Raw genomic sequence first — 19,968 nt, 5'->3', positions numbered from 1 at the left:
ATCAGTCCGTCGCAACAGCGCGGATCAGTTTGCGCTCCAAAACCCGCAGCACGGTTTTCAGGTCATGGCCACGCTTGAGGATATGCCCGTCCATCCCGATCACGACATACATTCCTTGCGCGCGTGCGAGTTTCGGGCGTTTCTCGATCCGGTAGAGCGGATATTCCGCCGTGCGGCGAAAGACGGAAAAGACCGCAACATCCTTGAGGTGGCTGATCCCGTAATCCCGCCACTCCCCCGCTGCCACCATTCGGCCATAGAGTGACAGGATGACCGCCAGCTCGCTCCGATGGAACGCGACCGCGTTTGGGGCGGAAGATTGGCCAATGCCGGGTGTGGGAACGAATGCATCCATCGTTGGAAAGAGTAAGCGCTCCCCCGTGATTGACAAGAGCAAACGCACAATGTGGCAAGCCTGCCTCAAACTGCCCCACAGATTCCAATTTGATGTCCATTCTCCGCCCGAATCTGTGGCCAGATTAACTATGGCGCGCAGGGGACGATCCTTTTTCAAGCCCCCAAACTGATTTCGGGTTTACCCTGTGCGCTACCCCCCCCACCCAGAAATGAGCATGTGAGCCATTGCCGCGCGCGGGCTTGCGCCCTACCGTCCCGTCAGATTGCGTGATGGGGAGAATAGGATGCGTGATTTTCACTTGCCGGGCCGCTCGGCCGTTTATGCCACCAACGGGATGTGCGCGACCTCCCATCCGCTGGCCGCGAAAGTCGCCGTGCAGATGCTGGAGGAGGGCGGCAACGCCGTCGATGCTGCCATCGCGGGCGCGGTGCTGCTGGGACTGCTGGAGCCGCAGATGACCGGGATCGGCGGAGATTGTTTCGCGCTCATCAAACCAGCTGGATCAGAGGATATCGTGGGCCTCAACGGCTCAGGGCGCGCACCTGCCGCCCTGTCAGCCGAAGCGCTGCGCGCGGAGGGGCACAAGGACATGCCGCTTTACGGCAGCCCGCATTCGGTCACGCTGCCCGGTGCGATTGATGCGTTTGACCGGATGATGAACGATTACGGGACCATGGGCCTTGCCCGCGTGCTGGCCCCGTCGATCCGTTATTTCGAGGAGGGCGCGCCGGTCGCCCCGCGTGTCAGCAGCGATTGGGCCGCATCGCAGGGCAATCTGTCAGGCCGCGCCCGCGACTTGTTCATGGTGAACGGAGCCGCCCCGCGCCCCGGGCAGATGTTCCGCGCAGAAGGGCAGGCCGAGGTGCTGCGCCGAATCGCGGCGGAGGGGCGCAAGGGCTTTTATGAGGGCGAAGTGGCCGAGGATATGGTCGCCTCGCTTCAGGCCATGGGCGGTGTGCACACGATGGACGATTTCGCCGCCGTCGCCTGCGATTATGTCGATCCGATCAGCGGCACCTATCAGGGCGCGGAGCTGGTCGAATTGCCGCCCAACGGGCAGGGGGCCACGGCCATTCTGATGGCCAATATCCTTGAGCAGTTCGACGTTGCGTCGCTTGACCCATGGGGTGCCAAACGGGCGCATCTGGAGGCAGAAGCGGCAAAGCTCGCCTATGACGCGCGCAACCGGTTCATCGCGGACCCGGACAAGGCGGATGTGAAGCTCGCCCATATGCTGAGCGACGACACGGCCAAGGCGCTGGCCAAGCTGATTGACCCGGAGCGCGCGATGACCAGCGCCACCGAGATCAGCGAAGCGGTGCACAAGGACACCATCTATATCACCGTGGTAGATAAGAACCGGATGGCCGTCAGCCTGATCTATTCGATTTTCCACAGCTTCGGCTCTGGCCTTGCATCGGACAAGTTCGGGATCAATTTCCAGAACCGCGGCGCGGGCTTTACCCTTGATGCGGGTCATCCGAATGAGGCGGCGGGGGGCAAACGCCCGATGCACACGATCATTCCCGCGATGCTCAAGGAGGATGGCCGCGTGACCATGCCGTTTGGCGTGATGGGCGGGGCGTATCAGCCGAATGGGCATGTGCGGTTCCTTAGCAATCTAAGGGATTTCGGCATGACCTCTCAGGCGGCCATTGATGGCCCGCGCTGTTTTGGTGCGATGGGCGCGATGGACATCGAGAACGGCTATGACCGGTCCGTCTGGGATAAGCTGACGGCGATGGGCCACCGCTGCAAAACGCCCCAAACGGCCATTGGCGGCGCACAATCCATCTGGATCGGAGAGAACGGCGTGCTCGTCGGTGCGTCCGACCCGCGCAAGGATGGCTGCGCGCTGGGCTATTGATAAATATTTCAAACGACCCGTACACTCCCTGATGGTTTGGGGAGTGTACGCGTATGAAAAACATCGTTGTCTTTTGTGACGGTACTTGGAATTCACCAAAGACGTCGCGGCAAACGCATGTCACGCGGCTCTATAATATTGTGCGAAAGAACGACGACCCGGACAAGCAGGTGTCGATTTACCAGCTTGGGGTCGGGTTGGGCCGTGGGGAGACCTTCATCGAACGCGCGACCGATGTCGTCGGCGGTGGGGCGTTCGGCTGGGGGCTGTCGCGCAATATCGTGGAAGCCTATGAAAAGATCATTGATGTATATGACCCCGGCGACCGGCTGTTCCTGTTCGGGTTCTCACGCGGGGCCTATACTGCGCGCTCGCTTGCCGGCCTGATCCGGGCCTGCGGCATTCCCCATCTCGACCAAAAACACCGCGTGCCAGAGGCGATGGCCTGGTATCGCAGCCGCGATCCCAAGACGCACCCCGCCGATGATCGCAGCGCCGCGTTCCGGTTTGACTTCGCGCCCGCTGTCACAACCGGGGATGAGGAGCGGGAATGGAGAGCGAAAAACGGAAAGCCCGCAGGCATCCCCCTCACCGTCACTTACCTTGGCGTTTGGGATACGGTGGGTGCGCTGGGCGTGCCGGGTTTTCTTGGCATGTTCGCAAAGTTGTTCAACGCGAAATACGCGTTTCATGATCACAAACTGTCCCGCTCCGTCCAGAGTGGTCGTCATGCCGTATCCGTGGATGAGCGCAGGCGGCTTTATGAGCCGACGCTCTGGGTCAATCCCGAATTGCTTGAATCCGATCTGACCGCCCGGCGGTACAAGCAGCAATGGTTTGCGGGCGATCACGGCGTTGTCGGTGGTATGGGGGAGGATTTGGGCCTTGCCAATTATGCGCTGAACTGGATCGCGGAGGGCGCGGTAGACGTGGACCTCGCCCTTGATCTGGAAGCGCTGCGGGCGGCGTTCCCGGAAAATGCCGACCGCCCGGTGAGCAATTCAAAACCGAATGCGCTTTTGTCCCTGATATCCAGAGATCGGGAGTTTAAAGGGACCATGGCGGATGTGGCCCAAGGGACCGTCGATAAAATAGCACTTGGCCATTACGATCCCAAACCGCTGGAGGCCGTGCGCGATCAGATCGCTGCGGCCATTGTGAAACGGACGACGGGTTTCGGCTGAGGCTTAGTGAAACTGCCCCGCGGGCACATATTTCTGGTCGCGCAACTCGCCGAACATCTCCCCCACTTCGGGGTGGTCGATCGGGTCGCCGGATGTGTCCAAAAGCAGGTTCTGCTCAGACACATAGGCGACGTAATAGCTCGTCTCGTTCTCCGCAAACAGGTGGTAGAACGGCTGATCTTTTGATGGCCGGTGCTCTTCGGGGATGGAATTCCACCACTCATCCGTGTTGTCGAACACCGGATCAATATCGAACACCACACCGCGGAACGGGTGGATGCGGTGGCGCACCACTTGGCCGATGGCATATTTTGGCGTCGCGATCACGGTCATGGTCTGAGTCCCTTGGTCATAGAGCCTATCTAGTGATGCGTTGACTTCCTGTCCACCGGGGGCAAAAACCTGTCATTGAAATGTGAAAGGCTCAAGATGGACACGTTGCTGCAAGTTCTCCAGATCACGGCACCCGTGTTTATCCTTGCCTCCATCGGCTATGGTTGGGTCAAGATCGGGTGGGATTTCAACCTTCAGTTCGTCACCCGGATCGCGATGACGATGAGCATCCCGTGCCTGATCTTCATGTCCCTTATGCGGGCGGAGATTGAGCCAAGCGCGCTACAGGCGCTCGTCTATGCCTCCCTTGCGGCCTATGCGGGTGTGGCGGTGGTCATGGCGGTGATCGTTGCGGTCACACGGCTGGACCTGCGGACCTATCTCGCGCCGCTGATATTCGGCAATACCGGGAATATCGGCCTGCCTGTGGCGTTGTTTGCCTATGGGCAGGACGGGCTGGCGCTGGCAGTGGTGGTGTTCGCGATCATGGCGATCTTGTCCTTCACCATCGGGATCTGGATGGTGGCGGGGGCCGGATCGCCCCTGACCATGCTCAAGGAACCGATGGTGCACGCCACGTGGGCGGGCGGGCTTTTCCTCTATATGGGATGGAGCGTGCCGATTTGGGTCGGCAATACGCTGGACCTGATCGGGCAGATGGGCATTCCGCTGATGCTGATCACGCTGGGGGTGGCCATCGCGCGCTTGAAGCCCGGCAGCATGGGCCGCGCGGTCGTTTTGTCCGTCGTCAAATACGGGGTCTGTATCGCTGTTCCCGCTTATGCCGCGATCTATTTCGGGCTGTCGCCTATGGCGACCGGGGTGCTTGTTCTACAGGTTGCGATGCCGGTGGCCGTGACCTCCTATATGTTGGCCGCGAAATATGAGGCCAAGTCGGAGGACGTGGCTGGCATGGTCGTTGTGTCAACACTTCTTGCGATTTTCGCGATTCCGGCTATCCTGTCGTTTGTAGTCTGAATATGTGAGGCGTGAAAACACGCCCGTTCGAGCAGGACATACAGGTGTTTACATGACCTATCCTTGGGCTTTCCGAGGGCTGTTGATGGGCGTTTTCGCGCTGGTGCTGGTGGCGTGTGGATCGCCCCGCCCAACGGAGATTTCGTATAACGGCCCCACTGGCGAACCGCAGCCGCGGAACGTCAATGATGTGTGCGAGATTTTCGCGCAATATCCCCATTGGCGCACCGCAGCAGAGGCATCAGCCCGGCGGTGGGGCACGCCGATTGAGGTCAAGATGGCGATCATGTGGCGCGAGAGCCATTTCCGCGCCAATGCAAGCCCCGGAACATCCTCTGCCTACGGCTTTGCGCAGGCCGTGAATGGAACATGGGATTGGTATCGCGACTCGACGGGGCGCAAAAGCGCGCGGCGGGACAATTTCGCGGATGCCTCCGATTTCGTCGGCTGGTACATGGACCGTACGCGGCAGGCGAATGGCCTGTCTTTCTATGACCCTTACCGCCAATACCTCGCCTATCACGAAGGGCACACGGGCTATAAACGGGGCAGCTATGCCGCCAAACCCCGCCTTTTGAGTGCCGCGCAAGAGGTTCAGACCATGGCCGCGAAATTCCGCGGGCAATTGGCGCGCTGTAGCTGAACAAAAGGTTTCCGCCACTCTATTGAGTTAACAATCCGCGACACTATCTGCCATTAACGACCAATCAGGAAACGGAGTGGCAGATGGACCGGCTGGCAGAGATGGAAGCGTTTATCGCGGTGGTGGACCATGGCGGCTTCACCGATGCAGCGCGTAAGCTCGGCGTGTCCAAATCGGCAGTGTCCAAGCATGTCTCCTCCATGGAGGCCCGGCTGGGCGCGCGGCTCCTCAATCGGACAACCCGCCGTGTCAGCCCGACAGAGATCGGCCTTGCCTATTACGATAAGGCCGCGCGCGTGATCGCTGACGCGACGGAGGCCGACGCGATGGTCAGCGCCATGCAGTCAGAGCCGCGCGGGGAATTGCGCGTGTCCGTCCCGGTGAGTTTTGGCACCACCCATTTGGCCGGGGCCGTGGGCGAGTTCCTCAAACAATACCCCGAAGTGTCCGTGCATATGGTCATGGATGACCGGTTCGTGGAATTGGTGTCCGAAGGGTTCGATATCGCGATCCGCATTGGCGAATTGCCCGACAGCACGCTGCGCGCGCGCAAGATCGCGGAAGGGGTGGGAAAGATCGTGGCATCCCCCGCCTATCTTGAAGAACATGGCACGCCGACCTGTGTGGATGACCTGCAAGGGCATACGCTGTTGCATTATTCCAACCTCGCCACCGGGAATTTCTGGCGGCTCAAAGGGGCCAATGGGAATGAGCGGCAGGTCCGCGTCGGCGGGCGGCTCACGGCCAATAATGGTGAGGCGCTGCTGCGCGCGGCGGAGGCGGGGCTGGGCATCTCCCTTGTGCCGAGTTTCATCATCCGCGACTCGATCAAGGCCGGGCGCGTTGTGTCCCTGATGGATCAGTGCATGGATCAGAAGCTTGGCATTTTCGCCGTGTACCCGCCGGGCCGGTTCCCGCAGCCGAAATTGCGCGCGTTCATCGAATTTCTGGTGGCGCATTTCAAAGCGCAGGGCGACGTGATCTGGTGATCCGCTACTCGATCCCGCGATCCTGATTGGCCCTTACCGCAAATTCGATCAGCAATCCCAGCACGAACAGCGCGATGGTGAAATAGATCGGATAGGTCATGTTGGAATTGCGCGGCAGATAGTTGATGAACGCCTCCCCCCGCGCCTGATCAATACAGTGAAACAGCGGGTTCCACTGGAAAAAGGGCAGCATCCCGGCGGGCACCATGTTTCCCAACAGCATCTTCCCGCTCGAAAACATCTGAAGTCGTCGGTAGAATTGCCACAGGCGCGGCATCAGCCATGGCACCACAGGCGTCAGCGCCATGAACATCATTCCCGCCGCCAGCCCGCTGGCCCACGCGATGAAGAACGGCAGCAGCAGGCCCGACGGATTATACACCTCCAGATGCCCCCGGATCAGGTAGGACGTCCCCATGATCACGATGATCGCAAGGATATTGAGGTAAAGCTGGTACAGCGCCCCCGACATGATGCTCAGGATCGTCGAGGCTTTCGCATAAAAGATCATCCCCTTCATCGAATGGGACGTATTGCGCAGCTTGGTCACCGCCTTGATATGCATCAGATACATCATGATGCCGGTCATCATGAACAGAAGGAAATCCCCTCGCACGATCACCGCCCGCCCGACGACCTCATAGATCAAGTAGAACAGCAGGAAAATCAGCAAGGGCTGCGCGATCGCGGAAAAGAACGACATGATCGCGCCACCGTTTTCGGTGCGGAATTCGCGGACGATGCTCACATAGAGCAGATCGAGAAAGCTGAGTGCTGCTTCCCAATGCGTCCTGTTCCGCTGGTATCGCTGCATCCGTTCCATCGGAGTGCGTCCTTTGCCTTGCCATGATCGGGCAGAACCGCGCATAACGCGATCACCCTCAACACACGGTTAATACCGGAAAGTTATGCCATGGACTACGCCCATATCACCGCAACCTTTCGTGACCTCGCGCTCAAGGCCGGGGCGGAGATCATGGCCGTTTATGCCAGCGATGATTTCGGGGCGGAGGCAAAGGCGGATGACAGCCCGGTGACCCGCGCCGATCTGGCAGCGGACCGGGTGATCTGCGCAGGGCTGGCCAGCGCGCTGCCGGGTATTCCGGTGGTGACCGAAGAACAGGCTGCCAGCCATCAGATCGATGCTGACACCTTCATCCTTGTCGATCCGCTGGACGGGACCAAGGAATTCATCAAGCGGCGTGGCGAATTCACGGTGAACATCGCGCTGGTCGAGCAGGGCGTGCCGACGCGCGGTGTGGTCTATGCTCCGGCAAAGGAGCGTCTGTTCTACACCCAGCCCGATGGTCAGTCGGTCGAGGAGATTGGCGGCGCCCCGCGCGCGCTCACCGTATCCGTGCCGGATAACGACGCGCTGATCGTCGTTGCCTCCAAATCGCACCGGGATCAGGCGACGGATGATTATATCGCGCGCTACCGCGTGGCCGATATGCGCTCTGCCGGGTCATCGCTTAAATTCTGTCTGGTCGCGGCGGGGGAGGCGGATTTCTACCCGCGCCTTGGCCGCACGATGGAATGGGACACCGCTGCGGGCGACGCCGTTTTGCGCGGCGCGGGCGGGCGGATGATCCGGTTCGATGACCATACCGACTATGTCTATGGTAAGCCGGGATATGAAAACGTGTTCTTCATCGCGACCGCCCCTGGTGTCGCGCTTCAGAAAGGGTGAGCCATGTCCGTCCTGATCGTTATTCCCGCCCGCTATGCCTCCACCCGGTATCCGGGCAAACCGCTGGTTGAATTGACCGGCGCGAATGGCGTCGCGCGCAGCCTGATCCGCCGATCCTGGGATGCGGCGAATGCCGTGGCCGGGGTGGACCGGGTTGTCGTCGCCACCGATGACCGGCGCATCGCGGATCACGTCAAGGATTTCGGTGGAGAGGTCGCGATGACATCCGACACCTGCCGCAACGGGACAGAACGGTGCGCTGAAACCATCGAAACGCTCAAAGGTTACGACATCATCGTCAACCTTCAGGGCGACGCGCCCCTGACCCCGCCATGGTTCGTCGAGGCGCTGATCGACGCGATGAAAGCCGATCCCGATTGTCCCGTCGCCACCCCGGTTTTGCGCTGTGATCACGCCGCCCTCAATGGGTTCTTGGAAGATCGCGCAGCGGGCCGTGTCGGCGGTACGACGGCGGTGTTCGATACGGCGGGCTATAGCCTTTATTTCTCGAAAGAGGTCATCCCCTATACGGGCCGCAAATTTGCCGAAGGGGAGGAAACCCCGGTCTGGCACCATGTCGGCGTCTATGCCTACCGCCCCGATGCGCTGACGGCCTATACTGGCTGGGGCGAGGGCAATCTGGAGAAATGGGAAGGGCTGGAACAGCTCCGTTTCATGGAGAACGGCGTGCACGTGCGCGCCGTGCCCGTGGAGGCAAAAGGCCGCGCGTTTTGGGAACTGAACAACCCCGTCGATGTCCCCCGGATCGAAGCGATGCTCAAGGCACAAGGGCTCGACTGACCGGATGGATCGGGTCACGGTCATCGTCCCGAACTGGCAGCGTGACCCGACGCTGACACTGACCGGGCTGTCCTTGCAGCGGTTTCGCCCGTTCGAGACGGTGCTGGTATCCGACACGCCGCCGCCCGCGCGCTTCGCCACTCAGGTGAGGTGGATCGAGATCGGAGAAGCGAACCTTTCCGCTGCGCGCAACGCTGGGGTGCAGGCAGCGGGCGGTGATCTGTTGGCTTTCATCGACGATGACGCGGTGCCAGAGCCGGATTGGCTCGGTGCGCTGGTGTCGGGCATCGGGCAGGCGGCCCTTGCCGGTGGGCCAGTGATCGGGCCAACGGGCGTCCGGTTGCAATGGGACCGACATGCCTTTAACCGGTTCGGAGAGGATGTGCCGGAGACAGCGTCGGATGCCGTCGCGACCAAGGTCAACGGCACCAATATGATCCTGCGTCGCGCAGCCCTTGCCCAGATTGGTGGCTTTGACGAACGGTTTGCCTATTTCCTTGAGGAAACGGATGTGGCGATGCGGCTCCACAAGGCGGGCCATTCGATTGGCTGGGTGCCGGGCGCGCTGGTGCATCACGGATTTGCCAAATCCGGCCACCGCACCGCGCGACGGGTGCCGGAGGATCTGCGCGTGAAGGGCCGCTCCATCGCCTGCTTCCTGTTCTCTCATGCGCCGGAAGCTGAATGGCCAAGCGCGTCCATCCGCTATCAAGAGCGTGAATTGCGCCGCCTGATGCGGTTTCACCGGCTGGGGCTGATTGATGGGGGGCGGATCGGTCATTTAATGGATGGGTTGCGCGCGGGCCTGAGTGCCGCCATCTTAGCCCCGATGATCCCTCGGATCGCACCAGCCCCCGCCCCGCAGAACGCCCAAGCGGATACGCCGCCCCCCTCGGACTTGCGGGTCGTGATCGTGCCAACGCTGCTGACCCGCCGCCGCGCTTGGGACGATGCGCGGCATTTGCGCAGCCTCGGTGCGGAAGTGACGCTGATGGAATACCGCTACAGCCCCCGTCCGCTGCGGGTCACGCTAACCGATGATGGCATCTGGCGGCACCTTGGCGGCACGCTCAACCTTGGTGGTGAGGGTGGCCTGCCCCCCCTCCGCCTGCGCCATGCCGCAAGCCGCGACATGCGTCGTGTCGCAGCGTCACGGCAATTTACCCATGTGTTGGGCTACGATCTTGCCAAAAATCGCCACATTTGGCGGTTTCCTAGGAACGAAGCGCGGCTTGAGCGCGTTTTTGACATGACATCTGTTGTGTGGGACGGGCGGACATGGCCTGCTGCCCATGGACCAATAGAACAAGACCAATAATCCAAGCCGCCAGTCCCATGGCGCAAACATGAGTGAGCCGTATGAAGCGTAAAGTATCCAAGGCCGTCTTTCCTGTCGCGGGCCTCGGCACCCGGTTCCTGCCTGCCACGAAATCCATCCCGAAAGAGATCATGACCCTCGTGGACCGTCCGTTGATCCAATACGCGATTGATGAGGCACGGGAAGCCGGGATCAAGGAATTCATTTTTGTCACGGCAAAAGGGAAATCCGCGCTTGAGGATTATTTCGACGGTGCGCCCGAATTGGAAAAGACGCTCCGCAAGAAGGGGAAGGATGACCTGCTGCGCGAATTGAAGCGTACGGATATGGACAGTGGTGCTATCGCCTATATCCGCCAGCGGGAGGCGCTTGGCCTTGGTCATGCGGTCTGGTGCGCGCGCCGTCTGATCGGGGATGAACCCTTTGCCGTGGTTCTGCCCGATGACGTGATCATGGGGGAGCCGGGCTGTCTAAAGCAGATGGTCGATGCCCATGAGGAAACCGGCGGCAACATCGTCGCCGCGATGGAAGTGCCGCGTGAAAACATCTCCTCTTATGGTGTGCTGGATGTGGACAGCACCGAAGGATCGGTCCTGCGGGTCAATGGCATGGTCGAAAAGCCCCCGATGGAGGAGGCCCCGTCCAACCTCGCTGTGATCGGGCGCTATATCCTGACGCCCGAAGTGCTCCAGCAACTCAATAAGAAAGAGCGCGGCGCGGGGGATGAGATCCAGTTGACCGACGCTATCGCCCGCGAAGTTGGCGGTGATCGTGGCGTTTATGGCCTGCGCTTTTCGGGAGAGCGGTATGATTGCGGCTCCAAAGCGGGGTATTTGCAGGCCACGGTCCGGTTTGGCCTGTCGCGCCCGGAATTGCGGGACGAATTGGCAGAATTTATCCGCGACATTGCCAGCACATTGGACATGCCCGAGCAGTAAGCGATGCGGCGTCCGATCCTGCTCGACATCACGCGCAGCCTGCAACGGCAGGCGCGCGGGGCGGCGACGGGGATCGACCGGGTGGAGGCCGCGTATAGCGCGGCGCTGGAGGCGCATTACCTTTACCAATCCGCGCGGCTTTGGGCTGTGTTGGACGCGGACGGCTTGTCGCGGCTAAGGGCAGAGACGCCCCAGCTTGACCTAAAGGCGCACCTCACCCCATGGCGGGACCGTTCGCGGCGGCAAATCGAAGCCGCACTTCGCCGTCACGCAGTGTGGTATGGCGCGGGCAGCGACGGGCTGACTTTGCCCGCCGGGACGGCCTGGCACTACATCAATGTGGGCCATACCAGCCCGCTGGCGGATGATCTGAGCCGGATGCGGGCGCGCGGCGTGGCTCAAATCACGGTCATGATCCATGACGTCATTCCGATCCTTTACCCGCATTGGTGTGATGCCGGGGCCGCTGCCCGCTTTGCCGCGCGGTTGCGGGCGGTGGCGGCCCATGCGGACCGAATGCTTTACGTCTCCCAGCCCGCACGGGGGGAAGTTGAGGCGATCATGTCGGCGTGGGGTGATGTGCTAGACGGGCATGTCATCCCCCCCGGCATTGACGTGCCACCGATAACCCGTGTGCCGGAGCGGGGACGGTTCCTGATGCTTGGCACCGTGGAGCCGCGCAAGAACCTGTCCCTCCTGCTGGATATCTGGCCCGATCTGGCGGCGGAGGGAGCGGTGCTCGATGTGGTGGGTCACGCGGGATGGGGCAGCGCGCCGCTCGTGTCCCGCTGTCGGGCGACGCCGGGGGTGACCTATCACGGCGCGCTGCCAGATGCGGAGGTCCATGCGCTCTTGGCGCGGGCCGATGCGCTGCTGTTTCCGTCACTGGCAGAAGGGGCGGGCCTGCCAGTGGGGGAGGCGCTGGGCATTGGCCTGCCGGTGATCGCGCATGACCTGCCCTGCCTGAAAGACCTGTTCGGAGAGGCCCCCCACTACGTTTCCGCGCAAAATCCTGCCGAATGGGCCGATGCGCTCCGCTCACGTTTTCGTGAGCATTCCGCGACAAAACCTGCATATGAGGCATCAAAGCTGGAAATGCCGCTGCCGACATGGCAAACGCACTTTAACGTGTTGGAAAGGTTACTGGAATAATCCCGTTGCCATGACACGGCAGGGTGCGTAATCGATGCGATCTATTATCAGGCGTCTTTTCCTCCGCTTGCGCAGGCGCAGGCTACAACTGCGCGCGCTGCTGAAATCGCGTGAGTTGACGCTGGTGTCTGACCGCACGGGGCAGATTGAACGGTCTGATATCCTCTTGGTGTGTACGCTTCGCAATGAGCGGCCGATCCTTCCTTATTTCTTTGATTATTATCGGAAAATCGGGATTGGACACTTCCTGTTCATCGACAATGGCTCGACCGATGGCACGGCGGAATTCCTCGCCGATCAGCCCGATAGCTCGGTTTGGCGCAGCACAGCGAGCTACAAAAAATCGCGGTTCGGGATGGATTGGGTCAACCATATCCTTGCCCGCTATGCGCAGGATCATTGGGTGCTGACCGTCGATGCGGACGAATTTTTCGTCTACCCGCACAGCGATGTGCGCCCCCTGCGCGCGCTGACGGACTGGCTCGACAATTCGTCGATCAAGTCTTTTGGTGCGCTTTTGCTGGATATGTATTCCGAAAAACCCATCGAGGAAACGGAATATGTGCCGGGAACAAATCCCTTTGACACGTTGTGCTGGTTTGATTCTGGTAACTATATGATCCGGAAAAACGCACTTTTCGGGAATTTGTGGATACAAGGGGGGCCACGAATGCGCGCGTTTTTTGCCGACCGGCCCAACCAGGCGCCGGCGTTGAATAAAACGCCGCTTGTTCGCTGGAAACGTGGGTACGTCTATTACAGCTCAACCCACAGTTTATTACCACGGGGATTAAACCGTGTTTATGACGAATGGGGGGGTGAAAAAGCGTCCGGCTGCCTTCTTCATGCCAAATTTTCCCATTTACTCAGGGGGAAGGCTTTGGAGGAGCTGGAGCGGCGGCAACATTACGCAGCGTCCAGGGAGTATCGGGCTTATCGCGATGGAATGGATCGCGGAACAGTATTATGGACCGACCAGTCTGAACGCTATGTGGGGTGGCGTCAGCTTGAAGGGCTAGGGCTAATGTCCACGGGTGGGTGGATCTGAGGGTGAGAGCGGGATGACAGTTGGCATCTGCATATTGGCGCACAGCCACCTGTACCGGGTGGAACAACTCGTGCACCATTTTGCCGCGCGGGATTTCCGCGTTGCCGTTCATGTCGATAGCGCCACCGATCAGGATGAATTCGATACTTTTGCGGCGGCGGTCAGTGATCTGCCGAATGTGGTGCTTGCCCCCCGGCAGCGCTGCGAATGGGGGACGTTCGCGCTCCATGCCGCGGCCCTTGATACCGCCGAAGTGCTGATCGACCGGTTTCCCGAAGTCAGCCACGTTTCTCTTATCAGTGGGTCGTGCCTGCCGATGCGCCCGGTGGAGGAATTGCAGGCCTTCCTTGCCAAACATCCGAACACCGATTTCGTCGAAAGCAAGCGGCTTGGTCAGGATCGTTGGGTGCAGGAGGGGCTGGAGGAAGAACGCTTCACGCTCTACCACCCGTTCAAATGGCGCCGCCAGCGGCTCGCCTTTGACCTGTCGGTGGAGCTTCAGCGCAAGCTGCGTGTCAAGCGGCGCGTGCCTGAAGGGCTTGAGCTGGCCATGGGGTCGCAATGGTGGACACTGACCCGCCGCACGCTGCGCCGGATCATCAATGACCCGCGTCGCGCGGAATGGGAGCGGTTTTTCAAGCGGGCCTGGATCGTTGACGAAGCCTATGTCCAAACGATGGTGCGCCGTCACTCGCTCGATTGGCAAGATGTATCGCTGACGCTGACGGAATTTGATCCGCAGGGTAAGCCGTTCACCTTCTATGACGATCATTCGCAGATCCTTGCGAAGACGAACAAGTTTTTCGCTCGCAAAATCTGGCATGGGGCGAATGCACTCTATAACCGCTATCTGTTCGGGGCGGAGCCATTGGCGGCTGCGCGGCGTCAGGATGCGATCCCGGAAGTGGCCGCGATGGTCGAAACCGGGCGGGAGCGGCGCTGCCGTGGTCGCGCGGGCCTGCTGTCGCAAAGCCGCTTCCCCTGCCGTGGGTTTGAGGATCAGCACGCGACGCCAAACCGCTATCTCGTGCTCAATGGTTATGATTTCGTGTTCGGCGGGATGGAGCAGTGGCTGCACGCGCGCGGCGTTGATTATGCCCATGGCCGCTTGTTCCGGCAGGGTCGCGTTGAGTTTGCGCATGACCGGTCGGTGATGCCCGGCGCGCTGACCGCTGATCCGCGGGTTCGTGACTGGCACCCGGTGCAATTCCTGACCAACCTGCTCTATCAGGGGCGCGACGGGTTCCACAGCTTCCAGTTCACCGCGTCCGACAATCGGCCAGTGTCCAAATTCATCCTGAAAGACCCGAACGCCGTGATCTTTTCGATCAGCGGGGCGTGGATGCTCGATCTTCTGCCCTCGATGGGTGAGGAGCAGGACGCATTCCGCCGCCGCGCGCAGCATTTGCAGCGGGTCGAGCAGAAATTCGAGCAGGCATTGACCGCCGAAACCACCCGCGCGAGCGTTTATCAGTTCACGCTTGAGGACGTTCTGGCCGCCCCGGCCGTCGCGGCCCATGCGATTGAAACCATGCTGCCCGCGACGGAAAAGGTCGTGTCCATGATGAACGCGACGCCGCAGGTCCATGGCAATCTCAAAATTGACGCCTTGCGCGACCGGTTACACTCCGCCGGGATTGCAACGGACAGCTTCAATGTTCTACCCTCACGTGTAGCAAAATCGCAGCAAATCATGCCGCGTGTGCTCCGTGAAATGGGTAAATGACGCAACAAAAGTTCAAGTATTTTGTCATCTATGGCGTGATGCGGACAGGGTCGAACCTGCTCGAGCATTTCCTCAATCAATTTGATGCTTTTCAGTCATATGGGGAGGTGTTCAACCCCTCCTTCCTTGGCAAACCGGGCAATGACACGATGCTCGGTATCGGGCGGGCAGAGCGGGAGCAGCGCCCGGTTGCCCTGATCGAGCGGATGATCGCGGATGCCGCCCCTGCCTTGCCCGGTTTTCGTCTGTTTCAGGGGCATGACCCGCGGATCCTGCGCCGAACCCTGATCGACGACAGTTGCGGAAAGGTGATCCTGCGCCGCAATCCGCTCGATAGTTTCATCTCCTTGAAAATCGCGCAGCAGACTGACCAGTGGATGCTGCGCAACATCAACAAGCGGCGGCAGGCGAAAGTGCATTTCGATCTGGCTGAGTTCCTGCGCTATAGCGAGGAAACCGACGCTTATTATGCCCAAATCAATCGTCTTTTGCAGGAGCATGGGCAGACGGCCTTCACCATCGCCTATGACGATGTGAAAGATCCCGCCGTCTTGCACGGCCTTGCCCGATACCTCGGCACTGACGAGCACCTTGCCGCGCCGAAAGAGGGGATCACCCGGCAAAATCCCGGCCCGCTGTCGGAAAAGGTCGAGAATTACGATGAGATGATCGCGGCGCTGGAAACCCAGCGCGACACCACCGTCAGTGCCGAGCCACGCGCGGCGGAGCGGGGCGGCTTACGCTTCCTCACCGCATGTACCCGCGCGCCGGTCCTGTTTGCCTGCATTCCGGCGGGTCCAGAGGAACGGATTTTGCGCTGGATGCACACTGTCGATGGTGGCGATCCCCTGCGGGATGATTTTCATGATGCGTTGGAAAGCGAAACGCTTTTTACCCAATTCGGCAATCGCAAGGCGCTGCGCCTGTGGCTCGATGAGCGCCCGGAACGGGTGTGTTTTGCGATCGTCCGTCATCCGCTGTTGCGCGCCTATGAGGTGTTTGAAAAACGGATTCTGCCCGGCGGTGACGATGGGTTTCCGATGATCCGGGAGCATCTGCGCACCCGCTACGGTATGGCGATGCCGGATGAGGACCGTTGCGCGGGCCAGGATCGCGCAGGGCTGGAACAGGCGGGCTATACAGCCGATAAACACCGCGCGGCGTTCCAGATTTTTCTGGAGTTCATCCGCGAAAACCTCAGCGGGCAGACCAGTATGCGCACCGATGGCGAATGGGCCCCGCAGCGGGCCTTCGTGGATGGATTCAACGATCTTTTGCCGCTTGATCTGGTGGCAAAGGAGTCAAAACTGCTCCGCGTTGCGGCCTATATCAGAAACAATCTCAACCTTGGGGCGACAAAAAACGCGGTGTTCAAGCAATCGCTAGAAGACGGCCATATCATTCCGTTGAGTGAAATCTATACCGAAGCGCACGAATCAGAAGCCCGCAATGCCTATCGGGAGGACTATGCGAGCTTCGGGTTCTTACCCTATCCTAAGGAGTATTCTTAGGCGGCGCGGGAGGCTTCTGCCTCCGTCAGGATCGAATAGATCGCGGACGGATCATTGGTCGAGCGCAGCTTTGCACAGACATCGCCATTGCGCAGCGTGCGGGACACGCGAGCGAGCGCGCGCAGGTGTTCCGCCCCGGCTTCCTGAGGGGCCAGCAGCATAAACACGAGGTCCACGGGCTGCTGATCGACGGCATCGAAATCAATCGGTTTCGCGACTGTCGCAAAAATTCCGATAACCTTATCAAGAGCTTCCAGCCGCGCATGGGGGATGGCGACACCGCCCCCCATACCTGTCGGCCCGAGCGATTCACGCTCTTGCACCGCATCGAACACCGCGCCTGATTTCAGGCCGTGCTCTGCTTCTGCAATCTCTGCCAGTTCCTGAAGCAAGCGCTTTTTACTGCTTGCCTTCAGGCCCGCGCGAACGGATTTGGCATCAAGGATGTAGGTCAGCTCCATGAAGAGCTCCCGAATGATTAAAACCGGTGACGGTGGTCTTTTACGGCGTTTTGCGTGGGTCTATCCACCCAATGTTTCCGTCTTCGCGGGTGTAAACCACATTCACGCCGCCATGTGAAGAGTTGCGGAACACAAGGAAAGGCTTGCTCGCCAATTCCATCTGCATGACCGCCTCCCCGACGGAGAGTGTCTGCACCGGCGTTTCCATTTCCGCAACAATAACGGGGGTGAGCGTTTCCGGCTCCTCCTCCTCCGAATGGGCGGCCAGAACGTAGGATGGCGCGCCAATCGTCTCAATCGGATCAACGCGATCCTTGTGGTGATCCTTGAGGCGGCGCTTGTAGCGGCGCAATTGCTTTTCCATGCGATCAGCCGCTTGATCGAACGCGGCGTAGATTTCAACGGCGTGGCCCTTGGCCTGTGTCTGCATTCCGGTGCTCAAATGCACGGAGGCATCACATACAAATTCGTGGGCGTCGCGGGAAAAGGTGACAGTGCCGTCCGTGGCGCGGCCGCCATACTTTTCGGTCACATCCTGCAAGCGCTCCATCACATGGGTGCGCAGGGCTTCGCCGGTGTCGATTTGTTTGCCGTTGATCTGAAGTCTCATGGCGTCTCCAAAGTATTATGGCGGCTGGGCCGCGCGTGTCAGACCATCCCAGGATGATCCGGGGTGTCCGTGTGACCTCAGGTGGCAAGGGGGGCGGTGGTTTTCCGTCCCCTCAAAGCGCAGGCCCGGCTATTTGCCGGATTTCTGACGCCGCCGTTGTACCGAGGACAGGATACCCATGCCTTCACGATATTTCGCAACGGTCCGGCGCGCAACATTCATGCCATCTGCTTTGAGGATTTCTGCAATCTTGTCATCCGACAGGGTTTTTGCCGGATCTTCGGCATCAATCAGCTTAGAAATGCGGGTCTGGATGGCTTTTGCCGCGTGTGCTTCCGCGTCATCGCCCTGCCCGCCGACGGCCTGCCCAAAGAAAAAGCGCAGCTCAAACGTGCCGCGCGGGCAGTGCAGAAACTTTCCATTCGCCACGCGGGACACGGTCGATTCGTGCATCCCGATTTCATCCGCGACCGTCTGCATAGTCAGCGGGCGCAGCGCCGCGACGCCCTCCCTGAAGAACGCATCCTGATGCGCGACGATGCGGGAGGTAATCTTGAGGATCGTGTTGGCGCGCTGCTCCATCGCGCGGATCAGCCAATTGGCCCCCGCGGTGCATTCGGTGATGAAACTGGCGACCTCCTCCCCCTTGGCGGACAGGTCGGCTGCGTATTTCTCATTCACCAGCACACGCGGCAGGGTGTCGGTGTTCAATTCCACGCGCCAGCCATCATCCGCCCCCGGCAGGATGAACACATCCGGCACCGCCTGCACCACCGGGTCAAGCGACAGGGTCGCGCCCGGCTTCGGGTCAAGGTCGCGCAAGGTTGCGATCATGCGGGCAAGGCGCGCGTCGGACACCTCCACCACCTTGGCCAGCACGTCCCGTTTGCCAGAGGCAACGAGCGGCAGATGTTGCAACAAAAGCGCAAAGGCCGGGTCAAACAACCCCCGGTCCTTGAGTTGCAGGGTCAGGCATTCCGCCAGATCCCGCGCGCCGATCCCGGCAGGCTCACAGGCCTGAAGGGCGGTCAGCGCCTCTTCCAGTTTCGGGACGCTCATCCCGTAGCGATCCGCGATCTCGAACAGCGGAGCGTCAAGGTATCCGCGCCCGTCCAATTCATCGACAAGGGCGGCGGCGGCAAGGCGCACATCATCCGCCAGATGCGCCTCCATCCCGATTTGGCTGAGCAGGCTTTCGCGCAGGGTTTCAGGCCGGGACAGGGGCGTTTCGGCGTCAAGCGGCGCGCCATTAAGGGATAGGTCCGCACCCATCCGCGCGGCCCTATCCGCCGGTGCCTCGTCATAGAGGTTTTCGCGCCCGGTTTCGAACACGGCTTCTGCCACGGTGGGATTGTCTGCACTGATCTGAGTGTCCACGCCACGCGCGATGGTTTCCCGCGCCTGCCCGGCACTGTCGCCCATCCCCTCCTGCACATCCAAAAGCGGATTGCGCTGCAATTCTTCATTCAGATGCGCGGCAAGTTCGAGGTTGTTCATCTGCAACAGCCGGATGGCCTGTTGCAATTGGGGGGTCATGACCAGCTTTTGCTGCTGGCGCTGCTCTAAACGTGGGGAAAGCGCCATGGCGCTACCTCTTGCCCATCACAGCCGGAACCCTTCGCCCAGATAGACGCGGCGCACGTTTTCATCGCCCACCACGTCCTCCGGCGTGCCCGCCATCAGCACATGGCCGTCATGCAGGATGTAGGCCCGGTCGATAATTTCCAGCGTTTCGCGCACGTTGTGATCCGTGATCAGGACGCCGATCCCGCGATCCTTAAGGTGGCTGACCAGCCCGCGAATTTCACCGACCGCAATCGGGTCAACCCCCGCGAAAGGCTCATCCAGCAGGACATAGGACGGGTTCCCGGCAAGGCAGCGCGCAATCTCCACCCGCCGCCGTTCCCCGCCCGACAGCGCAAGCGCAGGCGCGCGGCGCAGATGGGTGATCGAAAATTCCGCGAGCAATTCATCCAGCGCGCGCTCCCGCTTCGTGCGGTCGCGGTGGCGCAATTCGAGCACGGCGCGGATATTGTCCTCCACCGACAGCCCGCGAAAGATCGACGCCTCCTGCGGCAGATACCCAACCCCCAGTTTCGCGCGGCGATACATCGGCAATCCGGTCACATCGCGCCCATCGACGGTGATCGTGCCCGCCTCCGGCATCACGAGGCCCGTCACGGCATAAAAGCAAGTCGTCTTGCCCGCGCCATTCGGCCCCAGAAGGCCAATCACCTCACCCCGGTGCACCTCAAGCGAGATGTCGCGCAGGACCGGGCGGCGCTTATAGCTTTTGCCCAGATTGCGGACATAAAGCCCCTCCGACCCTTCCTCGACCCGCAATGTGCTGGCTTTGGTCAT

General features: G+C 60.6%; 20 protein-coding genes. 13 read left to right on the top strand and 7 right to left on the bottom strand.

What is annotated here, in order from left to right; all coding sequences use genetic code 11:
- Position 1: 1 nt before the first annotated feature.
- A complete protein-coding gene (locus FHS89_RS02045) occupies positions 2–355 on the bottom strand; it encodes a DUF2794 domain-containing protein (protein WP_184007943.1) in 354 nt (117 codons plus the stop codon).
- A 286-nt stretch (positions 356–641) separates the two neighbouring features.
- Between FHS89_RS02045 and FHS89_RS02040 the strand changes: the two genes are divergently transcribed.
- Together FHS89_RS02040 and FHS89_RS02035 are read left to right on the top strand one after the other, a co-directional pair.
- A complete protein-coding gene (locus FHS89_RS02040; RefSeq protein ID WP_184007941.1) occupies positions 642–2,225 on the top strand; it encodes a gamma-glutamyltransferase family protein in 1,584 nt (527 codons plus the stop codon).
- A gap of 53 nt (positions 2,226–2,278) precedes the next feature.
- Complete coding sequence (locus FHS89_RS02035; RefSeq protein ID WP_184007939.1) at positions 2,279–3,409, top strand: DUF2235 domain-containing protein; 1,131 nt, start codon at positions 2,279–2,281, stop codon at positions 3,407–3,409.
- Positions 3,410–3,412: 3 nt separating this feature from the next.
- Here the strand turns inward: FHS89_RS02035 and hspQ are convergent, their stop codons facing one another.
- The gene (gene hspQ / locus FHS89_RS02030) at positions 3,413–3,742 is read right to left on the bottom strand and encodes a heat shock protein HspQ (RefSeq protein WP_184007937.1); all 330 of its coding nucleotides are present in this window, start codon (positions 3,740–3,742) and stop codon (positions 3,413–3,415) included.
- 96 nt (positions 3,743–3,838) lie between these two features.
- Between hspQ and FHS89_RS02025 the strand changes: the two genes are divergently transcribed.
- The 3 genes from FHS89_RS02025 (at position 3,839) to FHS89_RS02015 (ending at position 6,352) form a co-directional block, all read left to right on the top strand.
- Positions 3,839–4,720, top strand: coding sequence for an AEC family transporter (locus tag FHS89_RS02025; RefSeq protein WP_184007935.1), 882 nt, complete (start codon positions 3,839–3,841; stop codon positions 4,718–4,720).
- Between the two features lie 52 nt (positions 4,721–4,772).
- On the top strand, positions 4,773–5,363 hold the full coding sequence (locus FHS89_RS02020) for a transglycosylase SLT domain-containing protein (protein ID WP_246413516.1): 591 nt from the start codon (positions 4,773–4,775) through the stop codon (positions 5,361–5,363).
- An 83-nt stretch (positions 5,364–5,446) separates the two neighbouring features.
- Positions 5,447–6,352, top strand: a complete 906-nt coding sequence (locus FHS89_RS02015) for a LysR family transcriptional regulator (RefSeq protein ID WP_184007933.1) — start codon at positions 5,447–5,449, stop codon at positions 6,350–6,352.
- Positions 6,353–6,356: 4 nt separating this feature from the next.
- Here FHS89_RS02015 and FHS89_RS02010 read toward each other — a convergent pair whose 3' ends face one another.
- Entirely contained in the window at positions 6,357–7,175 is an 819-nt protein-coding gene (locus tag FHS89_RS02010; RefSeq protein WP_184007931.1) for an ABC transporter permease, read from the bottom strand.
- 90 nt (positions 7,176–7,265) lie between these two features.
- On the opposite strand from FHS89_RS02010, the gene cysQ reads away from it, so the two are divergent.
- From cysQ to FHS89_RS01970, 8 genes are read left to right on the top strand one after another with little or no spacing between them, the layout of a single operon-like run.
- Positions 7,266–8,042, top strand: a complete 777-nt coding sequence (gene cysQ / locus FHS89_RS02005) for a 3'(2'),5'-bisphosphate nucleotidase CysQ (RefSeq protein WP_184007929.1) — start codon at positions 7,266–7,268, stop codon at positions 8,040–8,042.
- Between the two features lie 3 nt (positions 8,043–8,045).
- Positions 8,046–8,843 carry a 3-deoxy-manno-octulosonate cytidylyltransferase gene (gene kdsB, locus FHS89_RS02000; protein WP_184007927.1) on the top strand — a complete coding sequence of 266 codons (798 nt, stop codon included), beginning with the start codon at positions 8,046–8,048 and terminating at the stop codon, positions 8,841–8,843.
- A gap of 4 nt (positions 8,844–8,847) precedes the next feature.
- Entirely contained in the window at positions 8,848–10,161 is a 1,314-nt protein-coding gene (locus FHS89_RS01995) for a glycosyltransferase family 2 protein (protein ID WP_184007925.1), read from the top strand.
- A gap of 41 nt (positions 10,162–10,202) precedes the next feature.
- The gene (galU, locus tag FHS89_RS01990) at positions 10,203–11,099 is read left to right on the top strand and encodes a UTP--glucose-1-phosphate uridylyltransferase GalU (protein ID WP_184007923.1); all 897 of its coding nucleotides are present in this window, start codon (positions 10,203–10,205) and stop codon (positions 11,097–11,099) included.
- A gap of 3 nt (positions 11,100–11,102) precedes the next feature.
- Complete coding sequence (locus tag FHS89_RS01985) at positions 11,103–12,251, top strand: glycosyltransferase (RefSeq protein ID WP_184007921.1); 1,149 nt, start codon at positions 11,103–11,105, stop codon at positions 12,249–12,251.
- A 34-nt stretch (positions 12,252–12,285) separates the two neighbouring features.
- Positions 12,286–13,299: a glycosyltransferase family 2 protein gene (locus FHS89_RS01980; RefSeq protein ID WP_184007919.1), complete on the top strand. Its 1,014-nt coding sequence runs from the start codon at positions 12,286–12,288 to the stop codon at positions 13,297–13,299.
- A gap of 13 nt (positions 13,300–13,312) precedes the next feature.
- Entirely contained in the window at positions 13,313–15,025 is a 1,713-nt protein-coding gene (locus tag FHS89_RS01975; RefSeq protein WP_184007917.1) for a DUF5927 domain-containing protein, read from the top strand.
- The gene (locus FHS89_RS01970; protein WP_184007915.1) at positions 15,022–16,536 is read left to right on the top strand and encodes a hypothetical protein; all 1,515 of its coding nucleotides are present in this window, start codon (positions 15,022–15,024) and stop codon (positions 16,534–16,536) included. Before FHS89_RS01975 ends, FHS89_RS01970 begins: the two co-directional genes overlap by 4 nt.
- On the opposite strand, the gene ptsN is transcribed toward FHS89_RS01970, so the two are convergent.
- From ptsN to lptB, 4 genes are all read right to left on the bottom strand, one after another.
- A complete protein-coding gene (gene ptsN / locus FHS89_RS01965; protein ID WP_184007913.1) occupies positions 16,533–16,997 on the bottom strand; it encodes a PTS IIA-like nitrogen regulatory protein PtsN in 465 nt (154 codons plus the stop codon). The genes FHS89_RS01970 and ptsN overlap by 4 nt on opposite strands.
- Positions 16,998–17,037: 40 nt before the next feature.
- Positions 17,038–17,607: a ribosome hibernation-promoting factor, HPF/YfiA family gene (hpf, locus tag FHS89_RS01960; protein ID WP_184007911.1), complete on the bottom strand. Its 570-nt coding sequence runs from the start codon at positions 17,605–17,607 to the stop codon at positions 17,038–17,040.
- 129 nt (positions 17,608–17,736) lie between these two features.
- Positions 17,737–19,191, bottom strand: coding sequence for an RNA polymerase factor sigma-54 (gene rpoN / locus FHS89_RS01955; protein ID WP_184007909.1), 1,455 nt, complete (start codon positions 19,189–19,191; stop codon positions 17,737–17,739).
- Positions 19,192–19,209: 18 nt separating this feature from the next.
- The gene (lptB, locus tag FHS89_RS01950; RefSeq protein ID WP_184007907.1) at positions 19,210–19,968 is read right to left on the bottom strand and encodes an LPS export ABC transporter ATP-binding protein; all 759 of its coding nucleotides are present in this window, start codon (positions 19,966–19,968) and stop codon (positions 19,210–19,212) included.

The sequence above is a fragment of the Rubricella aquisinus genome, from assembly GCF_014199445.1.
Lineage (GTDB): Bacteria > Pseudomonadota > Alphaproteobacteria > Rhodobacterales > Rhodobacteraceae > Rubricella > Rubricella aquisinus.
The sequence above is the reverse complement of the archived record's forward strand: the minus strand, read 5'-3'. Positions and strand labels throughout refer to the sequence as shown.

Bases quoted from the DNA above. Each gene is read 5' to 3' on its own strand.
- FHS89_RS02035 (WP_184007939.1), top strand. From the start codon at position 2,279: ATGAAAAACATCGTTGTCTTTTGTGACGGTACTTGGAATTCACCAAAG.
- FHS89_RS02040 (WP_184007941.1), top strand. From the start codon at position 642: ATGCGTGATTTTCACTTGCCGGGCCGCTCGGCCGTTTATGCCACCAAC.
- FHS89_RS01975 (WP_184007917.1), top strand. From the start codon at position 13,313: ATGACAGTTGGCATCTGCATATTGGCGCACAGCCACCTGTACCGGGTG.
- lptB (WP_184007907.1), bottom strand. From the start codon at position 19,968: ATGACCAAAGCCAGCACATTGCGGGTCGAGGAAGGGTCGGAGGGGCTT.
- hpf (WP_184007911.1), bottom strand. From the start codon at position 17,607: ATGAGACTTCAGATCAACGGCAAACAAATCGACACCGGCGAAGCCCTG.
- cysQ (WP_184007929.1), top strand. From the start codon at position 7,266: ATGGACTACGCCCATATCACCGCAACCTTTCGTGACCTCGCGCTCAAG.
- FHS89_RS02025 (WP_184007935.1), top strand. From the start codon at position 3,839: ATGGACACGTTGCTGCAAGTTCTCCAGATCACGGCACCCGTGTTTATC.
- FHS89_RS02045 (WP_184007943.1), bottom strand. From the start codon at position 355: ATGGATGCATTCGTTCCCACACCCGGCATTGGCCAATCTTCCGCCCCA.
- galU (WP_184007923.1), top strand. From the start codon at position 10,203: ATGAAGCGTAAAGTATCCAAGGCCGTCTTTCCTGTCGCGGGCCTCGGC.
- kdsB (WP_184007927.1), top strand. From the start codon at position 8,046: ATGTCCGTCCTGATCGTTATTCCCGCCCGCTATGCCTCCACCCGGTAT.
- FHS89_RS01985 (WP_184007921.1), top strand. From the start codon at position 11,103: ATGCGGCGTCCGATCCTGCTCGACATCACGCGCAGCCTGCAACGGCAG.
- FHS89_RS02015 (WP_184007933.1), top strand. From the start codon at position 5,447: ATGGACCGGCTGGCAGAGATGGAAGCGTTTATCGCGGTGGTGGACCAT.
- FHS89_RS02020 (WP_246413516.1), top strand. From the start codon at position 4,773: ATGACCTATCCTTGGGCTTTCCGAGGGCTGTTGATGGGCGTTTTCGCG.
- FHS89_RS01970 (WP_184007915.1), top strand. From the start codon at position 15,022: ATGACGCAACAAAAGTTCAAGTATTTTGTCATCTATGGCGTGATGCGG.
- rpoN (WP_184007909.1), bottom strand. From the start codon at position 19,191: ATGGCGCTTTCCCCACGTTTAGAGCAGCGCCAGCAGCAAAAGCTGGTC.
- FHS89_RS01995 (WP_184007925.1), top strand. From the start codon at position 8,848: ATGGATCGGGTCACGGTCATCGTCCCGAACTGGCAGCGTGACCCGACG.
- ptsN (WP_184007913.1), bottom strand. From the start codon at position 16,997: ATGGAGCTGACCTACATCCTTGATGCCAAATCCGTTCGCGCGGGCCTG.
- FHS89_RS01980 (WP_184007919.1), top strand. From the start codon at position 12,286: ATGCGATCTATTATCAGGCGTCTTTTCCTCCGCTTGCGCAGGCGCAGG.
- hspQ (WP_184007937.1), bottom strand. From the start codon at position 3,742: ATGACCGTGATCGCGACGCCAAAATATGCCATCGGCCAAGTGGTGCGC.
- FHS89_RS02010 (WP_184007931.1), bottom strand. From the start codon at position 7,175: ATGGAACGGATGCAGCGATACCAGCGGAACAGGACGCATTGGGAAGCA.